Consider the following 18,572-nt stretch of genomic DNA (forward strand, 5'->3'; position numbering starts at 1 on the left):
CGAAACTTCATCCTAGACAGCCGGATAGCGGATTGTCCAGTGGATTGGCCTGCAGGGGCGCCCGGGAAAAGAAAAAAGAGCACCCGACCGGGGAGTTGGGTGCTCAAGGGGTCACTGAGTATGACCTGGGCTTACTGCTGACCGAGTTTAACGTTGTCGATAACGATGTGGCTGGAGGTGTCCGCACCCATGATGTGCAACCTTATCTGGCTGATACTGCCGGAAGGCTGGATGCTGAACTGGCCTTGCAGGGAAGACCAGCTGTTGGTGGCCATGTCGGCCTCACCAAACCGCTGCCAGTGCGCGCCCTGGTCGTCCACGTACCAGGCCCAGAGCTGGGCTTTGTCGGTGGCCATGCTGCGGTTGCTCAGCATGATGTCCATGGAGGCTGAATAGGTCTTACCCGCTTCAATCAGCCCGGTGGCTTCCATGGCCGGACCGGAGTAAGTGGACATCCGGAACAGGGACGCCAGGCCGAAATTGCCTTCACTGGCGGTCCGGGTACGGAAGACCCAACTGCCCATGAAGCCGGACCAGCCGGTGCCGCCGTCCTCAAAGCCCTCTTCCAGGACGATGGTGGGGCCGCCATTGCCGGAGTCGCCGTCGTCAGGGGCGTCGGACACTTTTACCAGACGGACTTCATCGGCCACGAAGTCGGTGCCTTCGTCGGGGCCGGACAGGATCAGACGGGCCTGACTGATATCGCCGTCGCCGGCGACGGTGAAGGTCTCATCATACTGGCTCAGCTGGTTGGCGGTAACGGAGAGTTCCGGCAGGTTCTGGTAACGGGTGCCCTCGCCGTCGGTCAGCTCGATGCTGGCGCGAACGGCATCACGACCGTCGGTACCCGCCAGGGCCAGTTTGGCGGTAATGCGGTACTCGGCGCCAGCTTCCAGGCCGCCCGCGATGGCCTGTACCGGACCGCCGTAGTACTCGGTGCGGTCGGTTGCCAGCAGCAGGTTGTCGCGGCCACAGCTGGCTTCGATGCTTGCGGTGGTCAGTGTGGCGGCGTTATTGAAGCTGTTCCAGGGCGACAGGTTGTTGAAGTCCGGGCCACTGATCAGGTTATTCTCGGCCAGCTCGGGCTTGTCGCACAGGGGCAGGTCCGGGTCGATACCGCCGTCGTCACCGCCACCATCGTCTCCACCGTTATCACCACCGTCGCCGGAATCACCTCCATCGTCCGGGTTGTCACCATCATCGGGGCCACCGCCGTTGTCCGGGTCTTCCTCGTCAGGGTCGCCATCGTCGATGACGGCGGTGGGCATGAAATCCGCCACCTGGGCCGCCAGGCTGTTAACGGCGGCCACCGCGTCGGCCCCGTCGTTACGATTGCTGTCAACGCCACAGGGCTGGCCCTCGCAGCGGTTCTGGTCCGGGCTGGCGAACTGCGCCAGGTGATTGCGGGTACCGTAGGACTGCGGGTAGGCCATGATAGTGCTGAACAGGCCGGATACCCCATGCCCCCGGCCCCAGGGGAAGACGGAGCCAAAGGAGTTCTGGGCGTGGGAGTGGCCCAGGGACATGTTGTGGCCCAGCTCATGGACAAAGGTGTTATAGCCGCAGTTTACCCCGGTCATGCTGTAGCCGTAGGCGGAGGCGTTGGAATAGAAACGCCCGCTGCCTTCGCTGCCGCCGGGCTGGTAGCCGACACCGCAGACGTAGCCACCGGCGGTGCTTTGGGGGGTGCTGATCAGTGCGACCAGGTCGGCGCCGTATTCCCGGCGCTGGGTGGCAACGGTGCTGTCTGACCGGAAGCGCCCGAGAACATTGCCATCAACGCTGCCGTAGCTGCCCTGGATACGTTCGGTACCTACAAGGCGAAGCTGGAGATCGATATCGCTGTTGCGGTAGGCCTGGTTGGCGTGCTCCACGTAGGAGACGATGCGGGCGTTAATGTCTTCGCCCGAGCTGGTGCTGGCGGCTTCGTCGGTATAGTAGACCAGGACATCGACCTGGTTTGCGTGGCTGACGGTGCTGCCCATGGCAAGGGACAGCCCGGCGAGCCAGTGGATGGATGGTTTCATAGCGTCAGTCCCTGATTTAGGGTGAATTTTTGTACGGCGGGTACTCCTGTTCGCCGGTTCTTCTATTTAGCGTCCCGTCTGGGTACTGCCGGCAGTGCGGGTAAAAGGCTGCCTTACTGCATGAAAGTCGCGGACGGATCCACGACAGCTCCGATGGGAGCGGAAGCGGTCCGGGCCTGGGGCACCTAGCCGGACGGTGAGCCCGGTGGGGTCTGGTCGACGCCTGGTACCGGAATGGCGTCTTCATGCCCCGCCAGGTTGTCCTGTATGTCGGTTTCGCTGGTCAGTACGGCATCACCGCTATGGTTGTCGATGACAGCGGAATAGACGCCATCCCGTGTGCTGAGGACCACGTAGGTGGAGGTTTCACCTCGGGTCACGACGACATTGTCCTTGTCATGGCCGTCGGTCACCGGCCCACGGAAAACCTCGATGCTGTTCAACTGGTTATGGGTGGTAGTGAGGCGGGCGGTGACGGTGCGGTTCAGTTCCGGCACCGGCAGAGTCACCTGCTGGCCCACATGCAGGCTGGCCAGGGCCTCGGGGTTGGCCTGCAGGCGGGTGGCGGGAAAACCGTCCACCTCAGTCTTGTCGGAATTGTTGCCTGCCTGCCACAGGGAGACCACCGGGCGGGCATTGCGGGCAGGGTTGTTGGGACGCGCCGGCAGGGCTGAAGTGGCTTCCGGGTCAGGCCAGTGAGACACGGGTTCCAGCAGGTTGCTGTCTTGTATCCCGGGGGCCCGCTGTTGGCCGGAGGCATTGGTGGCAGGCGCGGTATCGCTGCCGACGGTTCCGGATTGCGCCCCGGTAAATGGTGAGGTGTCGGTTTGCGGGGCGGTGTCGGGCGTGAACAGGAGCCACAGCACAACGTTGATGACTGCGATACCTGTTACAAAGGCCAGGGCCTTGGACATGGGACGCCTCCTGCGAATGGGTCTGTTCCGCTGCTTGTTGTCGCCACATCTTGCCGGTAAAGGCCAGGCAATCCTAAGTGAAAAACCGTTTAATGTCCGAAAGTGGGAACCGGTTCAAAAACTTGATCTGTAGCAAAATCAGTCAGTTGCAATCGGGTGGTGGTTTTTTGGACTGCAAACATCCGGAGCCGGCTACCGGCCCGCTATCCATGGGCCGGACGACCGCTTCCGCCTGACCAGCGATACCCTGGTGGTCAGGGACTGGAAGGAGATGCAGGACGCTTACCACTAACCTGGTGAACGGCCTGATCCTCCGGCGCCGCGGCCATCGGGGCCCGGTGCATCAGGCGGTACTTGCGGCGCTGGTTCAGGCCGATCAGCGCCAGCGGCAGGATGATCATCAGGCTGCCGGTGACGAACCACAGGTCCGGCACTTCACCAAACATCAGCCAGCCGATGGCAATGGCCCAGATCAGCCCGGTGTATTCGGCGCTGGTTACCTGGTTGGCGTCCACATGGTTATAGGCCCGCAGCACACTACCGTTGTAGCCCAGGATAAATACCGCCGACCCTACCGCACTGGCGACGATCTCCCAGCGCCAGGGGGCGCCTTCCCAGAGGGCCAGGGCCAGGCTCGCCGGCAATACCAGCAGCGAGTTCAGGAACAGCTTGTGGGCGGTGGACTGCCGGCGGGGCAGCTTGCGTACGGTCAATGCCGCCACCGCCAGGCAGAAGGCGGTACCCAGGGCGGAAAGGGAGGACAGCTCCAGCGACACTGGCCGCAGGATCACCAGCACTCCCGCAAAGCCGCTGACCACCGCCAGAATGCTCAGAGGCGAGAGCCGTTCCCCAAAGACCAGGACCGACAACACCATCACGATCACCGGGGCGACGTAGAACACGGCGTTGGCAGTGGCCAGGGGCAGGGTGGTCAGCGCCACCACCATGCACAGCAGGCCGACCAGCAGTATGTGGGAACGGATGGCATGCACGCCCGCCCCTTCAAACAACCGCTGGTATTCCGCCTTTTTCAGTAACGGCATCAGCAATGCTACGGTGATCAGGTTGCGGACAAAGGCAAACTGGAACACCGGGGCGTTGGTGTCCATCAGCTTGATAAAGACATCCGAGCCGATGGCCATGGCGTTGCCGATGACCAGCAGGAGGATAGCGCTGTTGACTGTCTTGCCTGACATGGTGCCCGCCCCTACGGTTGTGTGCCTGAAGACCCGGAAGTATAGGAACTCGCAAATATCCGATAAAATGATATTTATTGGCGCAACATGAGATATTTCGATAATGAAGCTGCCTCCCCTGAAATCCTTGCCGGTCTTCGAAGCGGTGGCTCGCCTCAACAGCTTCTCCCGGGCGGCGGACGAACTGAATGTCAGCCAGAGTGCCGTCAGCCACCAGATCAAGCAGTTGGAGACCTTCCTGGGAGAACCCCTGTTCCAGAGACAGGGGCGCAGCCTGGCCCTCACCCGGGAAGGGCAGGACTACCTGGAGGGCATATCGTCCGCCCTGTTCCAGATCGACAAGGCCACCGGGCAGTTGCTGGGCCGGCAGGACAGCAGCCTGCGGCTGGCGGTGTTCAGTTCCTTCGCGGTGCGCTGGCTGGTGCCTCGCCTGCCGGACCTGCACCGGCAACACCCGGAGGTCCAACTGGTGCTGGAAATGACCGGCGAGCACCCGGTACTGTCGGGGCGGGTGGCGGACAGTTTCATCACCATCAACACGGATTCCCCGGCGTTCAGCTACGACCTGCTTTACCGGGAGCGACTGTTCCCGGTCTGCAGTCGCCAGTACTGGCAGGACATGGGCACGGACCAGTTGACGCCGGAGACACTGGCCGGTCATCCCCTGCTGTCCACCTTCAGCATCTACAACCGCACCTGTGGCGACTGGGAAGCCTGGTTCGCCGAGGTGGACAGCGTGGTGCCGCCCTCAACACAGGTGCAACATTTCAGCCATATGCTGCTGGCCCTGGAGGCGGCCCGCTATCATCAGGGCATTGCCCTGACGAATGACTACATGCTCAGCAACCGTGACGACGCCGGGGACTTCGTGAGACTGCCCCTGCACAGTGTGGTCACCGGCGATAACTTCTACTTCGCCAGCAAGGTCAGCCGACGTCATGAACCCGGCCTGCGCGCCCTGAGGCGGTGGTTGCTGGCCCGGGCGGAGGACAGTGGATTGCTGTCGGCCAACAGCGGGGAGACCCCATGAACGATCATCCGGACTCTGACGAACCAGGGAAGAACGATGACCTGGTGGCCCTCCTGGCACGGATTCGGGCGGCGAACGGTGACGGCCAGGATGTCTCCGTCGATGAGATCCTGGCTGCCGCCGGTACGCGTACCTTTGGCCCGGTAGTTGTGGTGGCCGGCCTGGTGGTACTGGCGCCGCTGATTGGTGATATCCCGGGGGTGCCCACCCTGATGGGCCTGATGGTGCTGCTGACCGTGGGGCAGCGGCTGTTCCACCAGCGCCAGCTGTGGCTGCCCCGGTGGCTGGGCGACCGTAAGGTGCCCCGGGAGAAACTGCGTACCGGACTGTGCTGGATGCACAGGCCGGCCCGGTTCCTGGACCGCTTCACCGGCCCCCGCCTGACCATGCTGATGGATGGCGGCGGTGACCTGTTGCTGGCCATCAGTTGCCTGCTGGTGGCCCTGGCGTTGCCGTTGATGGAGTTCGTGCCCTTCAGCGCCAATGGCGGTGGGCTGGCACTGACGACGTTCGGTCTGGCGATGATCGCCCGGGATGGGGTGGTGGCCATCCTGGCCCTGTTGCTGACCGGCGGCACCTTCGCATTTATTGCCTCACAATTACTGTAGGTTGCTCAGGGCTGGTCAATCCGTCGCCGCTGGGGCAGGATGTGCGCTTTGCAGTTGATAACAAGTAACAGGATCCCCCATGGCAAAACTGTTTATTGTCCGACATGGCCAGGCGTCTTTTGGCCAGGCCAACTACGACCAACTTTCCGAACTGGGCTGGCAGCAGGCCCGCTGGCTGGGCGAGTATTTCGCCGAGCGGGAGCTGGATTTCCACCGGGTGGTGGCCGGCAACCTGCAACGTCAGCAGGACACTGCCAAGGGCGTGCTTGAGGGCATGGCCCGGGCGGGTGCGGAGGTGTCCACCCACCCCGGCCTGAACGAGTACGACGGCGAGATGATGTACCGGGCCTTCACCGGCCACGGCGACCAGCACCTGCACCAGAAGAGGGATTTCAAGGATTACTGGCGCACCTTCCGCGCTGCCTATGAAGCCTGGATTGACGACCGTCTGACCGATGTCACGGAAACCTGGGGTGACTTCGGCAACCGCATCGATGAGGCCATCGACCACGCCTGTGACGGCGCGGGGCGTGATGACGCGGTGCTGGTGGTGACCTCAGGAGGTGTCATCGGCAGCGCCCTCACCAAACTGATCGAGGGCCCGCAGCGGGGTGCCATCCACTTCAACTTCCAGTTCCGCAATACCGCGTTCTGCGAGGTCATCGTGGGGCGCAGTGCCCGCCGGGTGCTCAATTTCAATAATGCCCCGCACCTTGATCGGCCGGGGCGCCGGCATGCGCTGACGCACGTGTAGAGGCGCAGGCGAGAGGGGCGGAACAATTCTGCCCGGCTTTTGCCCCTCTCCCCATTCTGCTACGCTTGATCGTCCGGCTGCTCATCCCGGGGCGGGCGCTCCACCACCTTGCGCTTGCCCTTGGCGCAGCGGGACAGCGCCTTCAGCCCTTCGGGGTCAAAAGCGTCCACCCGGATAACATCGTACTGGGCAGTCAGTGCCTCCAGCAGTTTGTCGGACTCCTCTTCCTGGATAACGCCCTGTTCCAGGGCCCAGTCCACCAGTTCCTTGCGCTGGTGTCCCAGCAGCATGTCGATACCGCCCAGTTCGTCCGGATCCCGGTTGTGCAGGGCCTCGTGCAGGCGGGCGCGTAGCTCCCGGGTCTCGTTGGCCAGCCGGTAGGCGTTGATGACCCGCCCCAGGGGATCGTCCGGCTTGTCGTTCACATAGCAGCCACGGCTGATGCGCTGGCGTACCGGGGTGTCCTTGACGATGGTGGCGGCGACTTCCGCGCCCAGGCGGTCATCCGGTCCGTTGAGGCCAGTGGCCCCCAGCGGGAAGATCAGCAGGCGCAGGGGCCAGCGCAGGGCCGGCACCGGGAATTTGATCACCGCTTCGCGCATGGAGGATTGCAGGTCCCGCAGGGAGGTCTGCAGGGCCCATTCCACCAGGGGACGCTGGTCATCCGGGTAGCCTTCCTCGTGCCATTGCTTGATCACCGCGCTGGCGTAGTACAGGTGCACCAGGCAGTCCGCCATTCGACCGGACAGGCGCTGGCGGGCCTTGAGGCCACCGCCGATGGTCAGCAGGGTGACATCGGTCATCAGCGCGAAGGCCGATGAGAAACGGGCGAGCTGGCGGTAGTACTTGCCGATATTCCCTTCCCGTGGCACCGGTTCCGCCAGGCCCCAGGTCAGTCCCAGCACCAGCGCCCGCAGGGCATTGCGGGTGGTATGGGCAATATGACGGTAGAAGATATCGTCGAACTTCCGCACCGCCTGGCGCTCGTCCTCAATGCCCGCGGCCTCGATCTCGTCCACGATGAATGGATGGCAGCGGATGGCGCCCTGGCCGAACACCATCAGGCTGCGGGTGAGGATATTGGCCCCTTCCACCGTGATGCCGATGGGCACCGCCTGGTAGGCCCGGGCCAGGAAGTTTCGGGGGCCGGTGATGACACCGCGACCGGCGACCACATCCATGGCGTGGTTGATCACTTCCCGCATCAGGTCGGTATTGCGGTACTTGAGCACGGCGGACGGCACAGCAGGTCTTACGCCACGGTCCAGCATGCCGGCTGTCAGCAGGCGGGAGGCATCCATCATGTAGGTGTAGCCGGCGATGGGTTCCAGGGCTTCCTGGACCCCCTCGAACTGGCTGATGGAGCGACCGAACTGCTCCCGTACCAGGGAGTAGGAGCCGGTGGCGAGGGCGGCCAGCTTGCCGGCGCCGGTGCCCAGGGCCGGCAGGGAGATGGAGCGGCCGATGGACAGGCATTCCAGCAGCATGGTCCAACCCTTGCCCAGCATTTCCTGACCGCCGATCACCTGTTCCATGGGGATGAAGACATCGTTGCCCCAGGTGGGGCCGTTCATGAACACGGTGTTCATGGGCAGGTGGCGGGCGCCGGCGTGGACGCCCTCGGTTTCCCGGGGCACCATCACACAGGTGACGCCCTCATTGTCACCGTCACCGAGCAGTTTGTCCGGATCATAGACCTTGATGGCCAGGCCGATCAGGGTGGCCACCGGCGCCAGGGTGATGTAGCGCTTGTTCCAGGTGACTTTGAGGCCCAGCACTTCCTTGCCGTTCCACTGGCCCTTGCAGACGATGCCCTTGTCCGGGATGGCGCCGGCATCGGACCCGGCCACCGGAGAGGTCAGGGCAAAGCAGGGGATTTCCTCACCACCGGCGAGCCGTGGCAGATAGTACTGCTTTTGCTCGTCGGTGCCGTATTCCATCAGCAGCTCGCCCGGGCCCAGGGAGTTGGGCACCATGACGGTCACGGCGGCAGACACACTGCGGGTGGAGATCTTCATCACGATCTCGGAGTGGGCCGTGTGGGAAAAGCCCTTGCCGCCTTGCTCCTTCGGGATCATCAGGCCGAAGAACCCGTTCTCGCGGATGAACTTCCACACCTTGTTGGGCAGGTCGTAGTCCTCGTGGGTGATCTTCCAGTCGTCGAGCATGGCGCAGAGTTTTTCCACCGGGCCATCCAGGAACGCCTGTTCCTCCCTGGACAGGTGGGCGGGGCGGGCATCCAGCAGTTTCGACCATTGCGGCTGGCCGGAGAAGAGTTCGCCGTCCCAGTCCACCGAGCCGGACTTGAGGGCTTCCTGCTCGGTGTCGGACAGCGTGGGCAACTGGCCCCGTACCCAGCCCAGCAGCGGTTTGCTCAGCTTGTCCCGGCGCAGGTCCCGGGCATGGAGAATCACCAGGGCAAGGGCCAGTAGCCCGCCCCCGAACAGGATGCTGAGGATATGCCAGTGGTCCTGGGACATGCCGGCCAGGGTGGCGGCAACCAGTACCACGGTGGCAACCGTGCCACCCAGGCCCAGATAGATCAGCACCAGGGCACTGATGATCAGCAACAGAACACTCATGGACAGACCTCCGTATCAGGCAACTTGGATCAGGAAATGTCAGGGCCCAGGTGTGTATGGCGTCAGACCCGGTGAAGTGCAGTCCGGGTCCGTCCGGGGTCCCTGTGAACGGGAAACTACCTTTACCATCGGACATACACCGGCAGGTTGCAAGCGGGTTGGGTGGTTGTGGCGGGGCATTGGCCGACCGGTATGCCCCGTCGGTCCGGTTACAGGTAGCCGGCGCTGAACACCAGGCCCAGGACCACCGGCATCACCACCAGGCTGCCCAGGTTGCTGATCAGCACCAGTGAGGCCACTTTGTGGGGTTCCTGCCGGTACTGTTCAGCCACCATATAGTTGAGAACAGCCGGTGGCAGGGCGGCGAACACCCACAGGCTGGCGGCCTGCAAGCCGGGAAGGTCCAGCAGGACAATCATCGGCCAGGCCAGTATCAGGCCGCTGGCGGGGCAGGCGATGGCGCCGATCAGGCCCAGCCGCCAGTCGCTGAAGTCCACATCGAGCATGCGGATGCCCAGGGTAAACAGCATCAGCGGAATACAGATGCCGCCAAGCATGTCCAGCGCTTCCATCAGCCAGCCCGGCAGCGCCACACCGCCGATGTTCACCGCCAGGCCGGCAATGGTGGCCAGCACCACCGGCACCCGCAGGCGTTTCAGCAGTGAGGTGTGCGGGTCGAGCATGTAGAGGCCCACGGAGAAGTGCAGCAGCATTTCCACGATGAACAGTACTACGGCGGCGGGCAGCGCGGCGTCGCCGAAGGCCAGTACGATCAGCGGGATGCCCATGTTGCCGGAGTTGTTGAACATCATGGGCGGCAGGAAGGTCTTCAGGTTGAGATGGAGGGCCTTTGCCACCGGCCACAGTATCAGGCCGGAGCCGAGCACGATGACCACCGCCGCGGTTGCCAGCCAGGCGTAGTCCCCCAGGGGCGCCTGCTGATCCGCCAGTACTGCGAACACCAGCATGGGCACGAACAGCTCCATGTTCACGGTATTCATGCTCTGGATGTCGGTGGAGCGGTAGCGACCGTAGAGGGCGCCACAACCGGCGATCAGGAAGACCGGCAACAGGGTGGAGAGGATCTGGCCCAGCATGCGAGCTCCGGAACGGGTCAACGGGATAAAAGGTAGGTCCGCAAGTGTAGTGGATTCCGCCAATCCTCGTCACTTGGACTTTCATCGGTAGCCCGGACACCGTGTTAAGCTCGGACTCAAACATCATCCAGTCACCTGTCAGGAGACACCCTCGCCCATGAATTTCGACCAGTCGTTTTCCCGGGAACAGACCTGTTCGGTGAAGTTCGATGCCCGCAAGGCGGTGTTTGGCCGGGAAGACGTGATTCCCCTCTGGGTGGCAGACACAGACTTTGCTGCCCCGGAGCCGGTGACCGAGGCCCTGGTGAAGCGGGCCCGGCATCCGGCCTATGGTTACACGCTGTTCCCGGACAGCCTCTACCAGTCGATGATTGACTGGTTCCGGGAGCATCACCAGTGGACCATCCAGCGGGACTGGATCCGTATGGCACCGGGGGTGGTGCCGACCCTCCATGCGGCGGCCATGGCGTTTGCCGGTGAGGGCGAGGGGGTGATTATCCAGCCGCCGGTGTACCCGCCTTTCTTCAGCAGTGTCCGCAAGGCGGGCCGTTGTGTGGTGGAGAATCCGCTGGTGGTTCGCGATGGCCGTTATGAGATGGATCTGGAGCACCTGGCGGTCTGTGCAGCGGACCCGTCGGTGAAGGTGCTGTTCCTGTGCTCGCCCCACAATCCGGTGGGTCGGGTGTGGTCGAAGGCGGAGCTGGAGGCGGTGCTGGAGATTGCCCGGGCCCATGGGGTGGTAGTGATTTCCGATGAGATTCATGCCGACCTGGTCTATGCCGACCGACCGGGTCATCACATGCTGGCGCGGCTGGCGGAGCCGGATGATCCGTTGCTGACCACGGTGGCACCGAGCAAGACGTTCAATATTCCCGGCATGGGGCTGTCGGCGGTGGTGTCGGAGCGGCAGGATCTGCTGGGTCAGCTCAATGATGTGTTTGATTCGCTGCATATGGTGCAGTGCAATCCGTTCAGTATCGCGGCTTTTGAGGCCGGCTACCGCCATGGGGCGGAGTGGCTGGCGGCGATGATGGACTATGTTCGCGGCAATCGGGATTTTGTGCTTGGCTTTGCAAAGGAGCGGTTGCCGGAGATTGGTGTGACCGATCCGGAGGGGACCTATCTGTTGTGGCTGGATTGCCGGGCCCTGGGGCTGGATGACGGCGGGCTGAAGCGGTTCATGGTGGAGCAGGCCGGGGTGGGGATGAATCCCGGGATGACGTTTGGTGAGCAGGGTAGCGGGTTTATGCGGTTGAATCTGGGGTCGCCTTTGGGGGTGATTCGGCAGGCGATGGAGCAGATTGAGGTGGCGGTGGCTGGTCTACGTTCCAGGTGATTTTAGACCCGTGCCAGGCGGGGCATGCCGGGTATTTTTTCCGCTCCAATTCACGGTCCGTCCATGGACCGACCTTGGACCGCGCCGGTCCGGCCAGCCGCCTGAGGCGACTGTCGTTCGCCTGCGCATGAAGCTGCGCTTCATAAACGCTGGTCTCACCCATGGCGCTGCTCCAAAAATACCCGGCACACCCCGCCCCAGACTCCGGTGCAAATTCCTCTAGAACAGGGGGCTAGCAATGTCTGACCAATTTAAGACGAAGAACGGTATCCAGATCGAGTGTATCCAGGGCGATATCACCAAACAGCCGGATCTGGATGCAGTGGTGAATGCGGCCAATGCGCAACTGATGACCGGCGGTGGTGTGGCCGGGGCGATCCATCGGGCGGCGGGGCCGGAGCTGGCCCGGGCCTGTGAGCCTCTGGCGCCCATCCGGCCCGGGGAGGCGGTGATTACCGAGGGGTTCGGGTTGCCCAATGCCCATGTTATCCATTGCCTGGGGCCGGTGTACGGGGTGGATGAGCCTTCGGACACTCTGTTGGCCAACTGTTATCGCAACGGGGTGCTGCTGGCGGATAAGCATGGGCTGTCGTCCATCGGGTTTCCGGCCCTGTCCACCGGGGCATTCGGTTACCCCATGGAGCCCGCCGCGAGGGTGGCGTTCTCGACCCTGGTGTCGGTAGCGGATCAGTTGTCGTCGGTTCGGCGGATCCGGTTTGTGCTGTTCAGCGGGGAGGATGCCGAGCTGCATCGGCAGGTGCTTTCCGAGGTGATAGGGCAGGACACCTGACCGGTGGTTGGCTGGGCGCCTTGGCGGAGGATTCGGTTCACAAAGACGGGACGTTCTTTGTTTTCGGCTCAATATTTCGTTCGTAACCTGATAGGGTTGCCGGTTCCACCCTGAACAGGAGCCATGCGAATGAAGCGTCCCGTGCGTATCGCAGTGACCGGCGCGGCCGGCAGTATCAGCCATTCCCTGTTGTTCCGGATTGCCGCCGGTGAGATGGTTGGCCGTGACCAGCCGGTGATCCTTCAGCTTATCGAGATGCCCCAGGCCATGGAGCCCCTGCGGGGTATTGCCATGGAGCTGGAGGACTGTGCCTTTCCGCTACTCCATAGCATCAGCATGCATGACTCCGTCGAGGACGGCGTGGTGGGTGCCCACTATGTGCTGCTGATCGGGGCCAAACCCCGGGGGCCGGGCATGGAACGCAGTGAGTTGATTGCCGCCAATGCGCCGGTCTTTGCCAGCCAGGGGCGGGCCATCAATGAGTACGCCAACCGGGACGTGAAGGTGCTGGTGGTGGGCAACCCCGCCAATACCAACGCCCTGATCGCCAGCCGCAATGCGCCGGACCTGAGCCCGGCCCAGTTCACGGCCCTGACGCGGCTGGACCACAACCGGACCCGGGGCATCCTGGCCAACCATACCGGGGCCAATCCCCGGGGTATCCGGCGCATTACCGTGTGGGGTAACCATTCCTCCACCCAGTTCCCGGATCTGAACCATGCCACTATCTATGGCGAGCCGGCCCTGCCCCAGGTGGACGAGGACTGGTACCAGCAGCAGTTCATCGGCAAGATCCAGAAGCGGGGCGCGGCGATTATCGAGGCCCGGGGGCATTCCAGTGCGGCCTCGGCGGCCCAGGCGATCCTCAACCACATGCATGACTGGATCAACGGCACGCCGGAGAATGACTGGGTGAGTATGGGTATCGTCAGCGACGGCAGTTACGGTATCGAGAAGGGGATTTTTTACTCCTTCCCGGTGCGCTGTGACTATGGTCGTTACCAGATTGTGCAGGGGTTGGAGATCAGTGACTTCGCCCGCGGCCGGATGCAGGAAACCGAGCGGGAACTGCTGGAGGAAATGCAGACGGTGGCGAAACTGTTGCCACCGGAGACAGAGGCCTCCCACAAGAACCTGTCGGTGTGTCTGCGCTCGGGCATTACCCTGTATGACGATGGCATCTCCCTGCCGGAGCAGTACCTGCAGACCGACCGGGTGCGTTAGCCGGTCAGGCTGGGTGGTAACCGCTGGTTACTGCCCAGGGTCAGCCGCCGATGCCTTTGCGGGTGCCGGTGGGTTGCGGGTGGTCAGGAACAGTCCCGCCAGTATCAGTGCGCCCCCCGCCAGGTGGTACCAGCCCAGGCGTTCATCCAGGAACAGCCAGGCTAGCACCGACGCGAACACCGGCACCAGGTACATGAAGATGGCGGCCTTGGCCGGCCCCACGGCCCAGACGCCGTGGTTCCAGAAGGCGTAGGCGAGGATGCCGGGGAAGATGGCCACGTAGAGCAGTGGCGGAATGGTCGAGGCTGACAGGGTAAAGCCGCCGGATACCAGCAACAGGTCAATCAGGTAGACGGGTGTCAGCAGGACTGTGCCCAGGGCAATCTGGATGCTCAGGAAGGTGAGGCTGGACAACGGGATCGACAGGCGCCGCAGCAGCACGGAGAAGATCCCCCAGCTGGCGACGGCGGCCACCATGACCAGATCTCCCGGTGAGAAGGACAGGCTGATCAGACGGCCCAGCGTGCCCTGACCGATCACCATCAGCACACCAGTCAATGCCACGGCAATGCCGACGCCCTGTGCCGGTCGCGTACGTTCGCCCAGGAGCAGGAACGCCAGCAGGGCCACCATGATCGGGATGGTGGAGTTGATCAGTGCAATATTGATCGCCGTTGTGGTGGTGGCGGCCACGTACAGCAGGGTATTGAACGAGGCGACGCTGAACAGGGCCAGTACCAGGATGCGGGGCCAGTGGTCCCGGATGACCGGCCATTCCCGGCGGATTCCGGCCAGGCCAACAGGAAGCAGGATTGCCAGGGCAATCACCCAGCGCCAGAACGCCAGGGACACCGGGGGGATGGCGTCCACCACGCCCCGGGCCACCACGGCGTTGCCGGCCCAGAAAAGCGGTGTCAGCACCAGCCCGATGTAGGCCAGCGCCAGGGATCGGTCAGAGTATCGTGCCACGGTGCGGCTCCAGACAGGGTGATCGGTGCCCAACGGGGCAATTCATTAGTCTACTATGAATTGTCCCGACTGAGCACCCGTCTGTAGGCCTGTTACTCCGCAGACTCTTCGGTGTCTGCCCTCGAGCCGAGGTGGTAGGCGGCAAACCCGGCCATCACCACCTGGTCCACAGCCATGCCGATCACCCGGCCGTCGGCATCGGCGCGGATATGGGACTGCTCGTTGGTGATGGGGTCGGATACCGTGCCCAGGATGGTGCCCTCGGTGACATAGGCCCCCAGTTCCACATCACTGAACAGGATGCCGCCCTGGTTGGCGCGAATCCAGTGTGACTGATAGTACACCGGCTCCGGGTCGCCCCACTGGAACAGGCGGGCGGTCATGCCCTGTTTTTCCATCAGACTGATCAGGCTGTTGACGCCGGCGCTGATGTGGTCCTCCTGGATGCGCATGGATTCGCCCACCTCCATGGTCACGGTGGGAACGCCCGCCTCGGTGGCGGCGGTTCTCAGCATGCCGGCGCCGCCGCTACTGTGGACCACCACCATGCCATCGAACCCTTTGGTGAGTTCGGCGACCTTGGGGTTGTCCATGTCGGCCCGCAGTTGCGGCAGGTTGGTGCGTTTAAGGGACCCGGTATGGATATCCACCAGCATGTCGCAATTGAGGATCACCTGCTCGAACAGGGAGTGGGCGATGCGGTGGGCCAGGCTGCCATCCTCGCTGCCGGGGAAATAACGGTTCAGGTCGCGGCGGTCTGCCAGGTAGCGGCTGCCCTGCTGGAAGCCCTGCAGATTAACGATCGGAATGCCCACCACAGTACCGGATAGCTCCGCCGGGTCCAGGTCGTAGATCACCCGCCGGATGATCTCGATGCCGTTGAGCTCGTCACCGTGGACGGCGCCGGTCATGCACAGGGCCGGGCCGGGCTTGTTGCCGTTGACCACCAGTACCGGGGTGGGCTTGGACAGGCCGGCGATCTGGATGCCCGGTGACCATCCCAGACGGGCCGTGGTACCGGGGAGTACCTCGCCGCTCAGCAGCCGGAACGGCTGGGCCTGGGCGGGCTGGGTCTCGGGGATAACCTCAATGGACGCTGTCCCGCTGTCGTTGACCGGTGCTTCCTCCGCAGCGATGTCCGGAGAATCGTCCGTCGCGGATGGGCTGGTGGCCTCTTCGCTGCCGGATTTATCCCGCTGGAGATCCGTATCGGAGGCGGTAATGTCCTCCACGGACTCGTCCTCCGGCAACTCGATCACTGCGGGGGCTTCCGTTACCGTGGGCGGCTCGTCGGGGGTGATGGACGGGTTGTCCTCCCCGGCCTGCGCGGTTTCAGTCTCGGACGAGGTGTCGGGGGTTCCGGATGTCTCTTCCTGCGTTTTCTCCGGCGGATTGCCGGCGGGCCCGGCCGGGGAGTCGGCAATCACCTGCGGTCCGTCATCCGCCACGACGGGGTCCGGTGGAATGTCGGTCGTCTCGGAACGAGCCGGGGATTCGGTGCGGGCGGGGGTGGTATCCTCAGCCCAGGTCTTACCGGCAGAAACCGCAACAGCCAGCAGTGCCGGCAACAACAGGCTATGGCGCATCGCGTCTCCCTTGGACAGCTACTGGTACATCGTTATCCCCGGGCAAAGCATAGTCCAGATCCCGGCTTCCTGAGTCAGGGCACAAGGCTACCCGAAAGCGCAAACACCGGTATAGAGGCCTGACAAAGGTTTAACCGGGCTGTCATCCAGCCTCCGTGGATGCCCATGCCTCACCGTCCCGTACCGCGCGCTGGTCCTTTTCAAGCTTGATCAGGTGGGCCAGTAGCGAACGGGTGGCCAGACCATGGATGGCTGGTGGCACGTCGTCGTAGGCGTGTTTCACCAGATCCTTCAGGTTGCCGGGGCCATGGTCCGCCAGGGTCTGGGCAATTTTTTTCTCCCGGGTCAGGCGATGGGTCACCAGCCAGTCCACCACCGATTCCACCTTGCCGATAAGGAAGCCATGGGCCGGGGCGAACCAGCGGATGTCCTCTTCCAGCAGGCGGTTGAGGGAGTCCAGGTAATCCTTCATGTCCCCGTCCGGCGGGTTAATCACCACCGTGGACCCCTGCATGATGTGGTCGCCGGCAAACAGCATCTGTTCCCCTTCCAGCAGGAAACACAGGTGATTGGAGGCATGCCCGGGGGTGAACAGCACCTTCAGGGTGCCGGCGGCGGTCTCGATGCGGTCACCGTCCACGGGGACGGAGTCCGGGCGGAAGTCGTGGTCCTGGATCTGGTCGTGTTCCGGGGCTGGCATGCCCCGCAGCGGCGTGCCAGTGCGCTCCCGGAGCCAGCTTGCCCCCGGTGAGTGATCCGGGTGGGTATGGGTGGTCAGCACCTGTTCGATCCGGCCGCCTGTCACTTCCAGGATTCGTTCCAGGTGCCCCTGATCGACGGGGCCCGGGTCGATCACCGTCCAGTCCCTGCCGGGGTGTCCCAGCAGGTAGCTGTTGGTGCCGGGGCCAGTCATGGCACCGGGGTTGGGGCAGGTTAGGCGGATCACGCCGTCGGCCAGTGGCACGGCTTCTCCCGGTACGATTTCCGCCAGGGCGTGGCCCCGGCCTTCCGGGTCCAGCTTGCGGACTTCATCAAAGGGCCCGGTGCCGGGCTCGATGGAGACCGGTTTGTCCTGTCGCGTGGCTGGCCAGGGCTTGTTCGGTGCTGGCTCGGGCGGCTGGGAGCGGGCGTGTCGCAACAGGGCGTCGGTGGAATCGAACCCGGCGATGATGCGCAGGGTCCGCAAGGTCGGCGAGGCGAACAGCCGGGTGCCCTGGCGGTGCTCGTCCATGGCCTGTTGCGGCGTCAGCCAGACATGGTCGATGGTTTCCATCCGGTCATGGTCCGGGGTCTGTCCTTCGGGCATGGCAGCCGCGAAGAAACGGGTATCGAAACGCCGGGGTGGCCCGGGCGGGGTGATCCAGTGGGCCAGGTAGGCCATGCGGTCCAGGGGCAGGGCCAGTTGGTACTGGTGGCACAGGGCCGCCAGGGTCTGGTCCCCGGCGACCATGCCATCCCGTTCCCGGAATGCGGGGTGGTCCGGTGGCAGGGTCTGCCCCTGGTCATCCAGGGCCAGCAGAACCCCGGCTTCCTCGAAGCTTTCCCGGATGGCGGCTATCATATAGTGGCTGCCTCCGCTGTCGATGCCCATGTCATGGCTGGCGGAGGCATCATCGCCACCGGTCAGGTAGGGCACGCAGCGCTGGTCCGCCTCGTCCACGGCGCCACCGGGGAACACGTAGAATCCCGGCATGAAGGTGGCGTCCCAGGTGCGTTGCATGAGCAGTACCTGGAGGCCTTCGTCGGAATCACGGGTGATGGCGAGGGTGGCAGCGGGGCGGATGTCCATGGAGGTTACCTTGATCGGTTACGGCGTAGCTTTTCTTATGAGGTTTGATCGTAACATAACGGAAGTTGGCCCTCGGCTCCAGATGATTTGGCGTGTCGAACGGCGTATGATTCGCCTCCTTTTTTCGAAAGCTACCTGAGTCACCTGAACGGTTGTTGTGTCATGGCCCGCGTTAAACTGTCGTTTCCCGATGAAGTGTTTGTGTTCTCCACCACCATGCCGGTGCGTATCACCGACATCAATGGTGCCAACCATCTGGGCAACGATGCCCTGATTTCCATGCTGTCGGAAGCCCGGGCGCAGTTCATGGTGAAGATGGGGCTGGAGGAAAAGATCGGCCGGGGCGTGGGCATCGTTGTCACCGACCTGGCCACCATGTATCAGTCGGAGTCCTTCTTCCCGGAAATCCTCCGTTTCGAGGTGGGTGTGACCGACCTGAACAAGTACGGCGGTGACTATGTGTTCCGGGTCACCAAGGCCTCCAGTGGCCAGCCGGTCGCCCTGGCCAAGTATGGCTTCGTATTCTTCGACTTCCAGCACAAGAAGGTGGTGGAACTGCCGGACTATTTCCGCGAGCGCTTCGCCTGATCCGGCAATCGGCTGTGGTTGGATTGTGCTTGGTCGGACCCGGAGCCTGAGGTTTTGGGGGGAGGCCGAGGGGTGGGGGTGC

Annotated in this window: 15 protein-coding genes; 7 read left to right on the top strand and 8 right to left on the bottom strand. The window is 63.4% G+C overall.

What is annotated here, in order from left to right:
• Positions 1-131: 131 nt before the first annotated feature.
• The 3 genes from mep72 to ACJO3T_RS18420 form a co-directional block, all read right to left on the bottom strand.
• Positions 132-2,027 (bottom strand): biofilm-associated metzincin protease Mep72, encoded by a 1,896-nt coding sequence (gene mep72 / locus ACJO3T_RS18410; RefSeq protein ID WP_406979436.1) that lies wholly within the window; start codon positions 2,025-2,027, stop codon positions 132-134.
• 185 nt (positions 2,028-2,212) lie between these two features.
• Complete coding sequence (gene bamI / locus ACJO3T_RS18415; protein WP_406979438.1) at positions 2,213-2,941, bottom strand: biofilm-associated metzincin protease inhibitor BamI; 729 nt, start codon at positions 2,939-2,941, stop codon at positions 2,213-2,215.
• Positions 2,942-3,195: 254 nt separating this feature from the next.
• Entirely contained in the window at positions 3,196-4,137 is a 942-nt protein-coding gene (locus ACJO3T_RS18420) for a DMT family transporter (protein WP_406965209.1), read from the bottom strand.
• 103 nt (positions 4,138-4,240) lie between these two features.
• Here ACJO3T_RS18420 and ACJO3T_RS18425 point away from each other — a divergent pair, with 103 nt between their 5' ends.
• The 3 genes from ACJO3T_RS18425 (at position 4,241) to ACJO3T_RS18435 (ending at position 6,529) form a co-directional block, all read left to right on the top strand.
• Positions 4,241-5,167 (top strand): LysR substrate-binding domain-containing protein, encoded by a 927-nt coding sequence (locus ACJO3T_RS18425; RefSeq protein ID WP_406965211.1) that lies wholly within the window; start codon positions 4,241-4,243, stop codon positions 5,165-5,167.
• Complete coding sequence (locus ACJO3T_RS18430) at positions 5,164-5,775, top strand: exopolysaccharide biosynthesis protein (protein WP_406979439.1); 612 nt, start codon at positions 5,164-5,166, stop codon at positions 5,773-5,775. Before ACJO3T_RS18425 ends, ACJO3T_RS18430 begins: the two co-directional genes overlap by 4 nt.
• 79 nt (positions 5,776-5,854) lie before the next feature.
• Entirely contained in the window at positions 5,855-6,529 is a 675-nt protein-coding gene (locus ACJO3T_RS18435; protein WP_406965214.1) for a histidine phosphatase family protein, read from the top strand.
• Between the two features lie 59 nt (positions 6,530-6,588).
• On the opposite strand, the gene ACJO3T_RS18440 is transcribed toward ACJO3T_RS18435, so the two are convergent.
• The gene (locus tag ACJO3T_RS18440; protein WP_406979440.1) at positions 6,589-9,111 is read right to left on the bottom strand and encodes an acyl-CoA dehydrogenase; all 2,523 of its coding nucleotides are present in this window, start codon (positions 9,109-9,111) and stop codon (positions 6,589-6,591) included.
• Positions 9,112-9,320: 209 nt separating this feature from the next.
• Entirely contained in the window at positions 9,321-10,208 is an 888-nt protein-coding gene (locus ACJO3T_RS18445) for an AEC family transporter (protein ID WP_406965216.1), read from the bottom strand.
• A gap of 157 nt (positions 10,209-10,365) precedes the next feature.
• Between ACJO3T_RS18445 and ACJO3T_RS18450 the strand changes: the two genes are divergently transcribed.
• The 3 genes from ACJO3T_RS18450 (at position 10,366) to ACJO3T_RS18460 (ending at position 13,558) form a co-directional block, all read left to right on the top strand.
• Positions 10,366-11,544: a MalY/PatB family protein gene (locus ACJO3T_RS18450; RefSeq protein ID WP_406965218.1), complete on the top strand. Its 1,179-nt coding sequence runs from the start codon at positions 10,366-10,368 to the stop codon at positions 11,542-11,544.
• Positions 11,545-11,782: 238 nt separating this feature from the next.
• Positions 11,783-12,334 (top strand): macro domain-containing protein, encoded by a 552-nt coding sequence (locus ACJO3T_RS18455; RefSeq protein WP_406979441.1) that lies wholly within the window; start codon positions 11,783-11,785, stop codon positions 12,332-12,334.
• A gap of 129 nt (positions 12,335-12,463) precedes the next feature.
• Complete coding sequence (locus ACJO3T_RS18460) at positions 12,464-13,558, top strand: malate dehydrogenase (protein ID WP_406965220.1); 1,095 nt, start codon at positions 12,464-12,466, stop codon at positions 13,556-13,558.
• 27 nt (positions 13,559-13,585) lie between these two features.
• On the opposite strand, the gene ACJO3T_RS18465 is transcribed toward ACJO3T_RS18460, so the two are convergent.
• From ACJO3T_RS18465 to ACJO3T_RS18475, 3 genes are all read right to left on the bottom strand, one after another.
• The gene (locus tag ACJO3T_RS18465; RefSeq protein WP_406979442.1) at positions 13,586-14,527 is read right to left on the bottom strand and encodes a DMT family transporter; all 942 of its coding nucleotides are present in this window, start codon (positions 14,525-14,527) and stop codon (positions 13,586-13,588) included.
• A 92-nt stretch (positions 14,528-14,619) separates the two neighbouring features.
• A complete protein-coding gene (locus ACJO3T_RS18470) occupies positions 14,620-16,113 on the bottom strand; it encodes a succinylglutamate desuccinylase/aspartoacylase family protein (protein ID WP_406979444.1) in 1,494 nt (497 codons plus the stop codon).
• A 142-nt stretch (positions 16,114-16,255) separates the two neighbouring features.
• Positions 16,256-17,902: an MBL fold metallo-hydrolase gene (locus ACJO3T_RS18475; RefSeq protein ID WP_406979445.1), complete on the bottom strand. Its 1,647-nt coding sequence runs from the start codon at positions 17,900-17,902 to the stop codon at positions 16,256-16,258.
• 162 nt (positions 17,903-18,064) lie between these two features.
• Here ACJO3T_RS18475 and ACJO3T_RS18480 point away from each other — a divergent pair, with 162 nt between their 5' ends.
• Complete coding sequence (locus ACJO3T_RS18480; protein ID WP_406979446.1) at positions 18,065-18,490, top strand: acyl-CoA thioesterase; 426 nt, start codon at positions 18,065-18,067, stop codon at positions 18,488-18,490.
• Positions 18,491-18,572 lie beyond the last annotated feature (82 nt).

The sequence above is a fragment of the Marinobacter shunpengi genome, from assembly GCF_045449715.1.
Taxonomy (GTDB): domain Bacteria; phylum Pseudomonadota; class Gammaproteobacteria; order Pseudomonadales; family Oleiphilaceae; genus Marinobacter.

What these genes read in the sequence shown, in the direction of transcription:
- ACJO3T_RS18455 (WP_406979441.1), top strand. Translation starts at nt 11,783, where the DNA reads ATGTCTGACCAATTTAAGACGAAGAACGGTATCCAGATCGAGTGTATC.
- ACJO3T_RS18480 (WP_406979446.1), top strand. Translation starts at nt 18,065, where the DNA reads ATGGCCCGCGTTAAACTGTCGTTTCCCGATGAAGTGTTTGTGTTCTCC.
- ACJO3T_RS18475 (WP_406979445.1), bottom strand. Translation starts at nt 17,902, where the DNA reads ATGGACATCCGCCCCGCTGCCACCCTCGCCATCACCCGTGATTCCGAC.
- ACJO3T_RS18445 (WP_406965216.1), bottom strand. Translation starts at nt 10,208, where the DNA reads ATGCTGGGCCAGATCCTCTCCACCCTGTTGCCGGTCTTCCTGATCGCC.
- ACJO3T_RS18460 (WP_406965220.1), top strand. Translation starts at nt 12,464, where the DNA reads ATGAAGCGTCCCGTGCGTATCGCAGTGACCGGCGCGGCCGGCAGTATC.
- mep72 (WP_406979436.1), bottom strand. Translation starts at nt 2,027, where the DNA reads ATGAAACCATCCATCCACTGGCTCGCCGGGCTGTCCCTTGCCATGGGC.
- ACJO3T_RS18425 (WP_406965211.1), top strand. Translation starts at nt 4,241, where the DNA reads ATGAAGCTGCCTCCCCTGAAATCCTTGCCGGTCTTCGAAGCGGTGGCT.
- ACJO3T_RS18435 (WP_406965214.1), top strand. Translation starts at nt 5,855, where the DNA reads ATGGCAAAACTGTTTATTGTCCGACATGGCCAGGCGTCTTTTGGCCAG.
- bamI (WP_406979438.1), bottom strand. Translation starts at nt 2,941, where the DNA reads ATGTCCAAGGCCCTGGCCTTTGTAACAGGTATCGCAGTCATCAACGTT.
- ACJO3T_RS18450 (WP_406965218.1), top strand. Translation starts at nt 10,366, where the DNA reads ATGAATTTCGACCAGTCGTTTTCCCGGGAACAGACCTGTTCGGTGAAG.
- ACJO3T_RS18420 (WP_406965209.1), bottom strand. Translation starts at nt 4,137, where the DNA reads ATGTCAGGCAAGACAGTCAACAGCGCTATCCTCCTGCTGGTCATCGGC.
- ACJO3T_RS18440 (WP_406979440.1), bottom strand. Translation starts at nt 9,111, where the DNA reads ATGAGTGTTCTGTTGCTGATCATCAGTGCCCTGGTGCTGATCTATCTG.
- ACJO3T_RS18470 (WP_406979444.1), bottom strand. Translation starts at nt 16,113, where the DNA reads ATGCGCCATAGCCTGTTGTTGCCGGCACTGCTGGCTGTTGCGGTTTCT.
- ACJO3T_RS18430 (WP_406979439.1), top strand. Translation starts at nt 5,164, where the DNA reads ATGAACGATCATCCGGACTCTGACGAACCAGGGAAGAACGATGACCTG.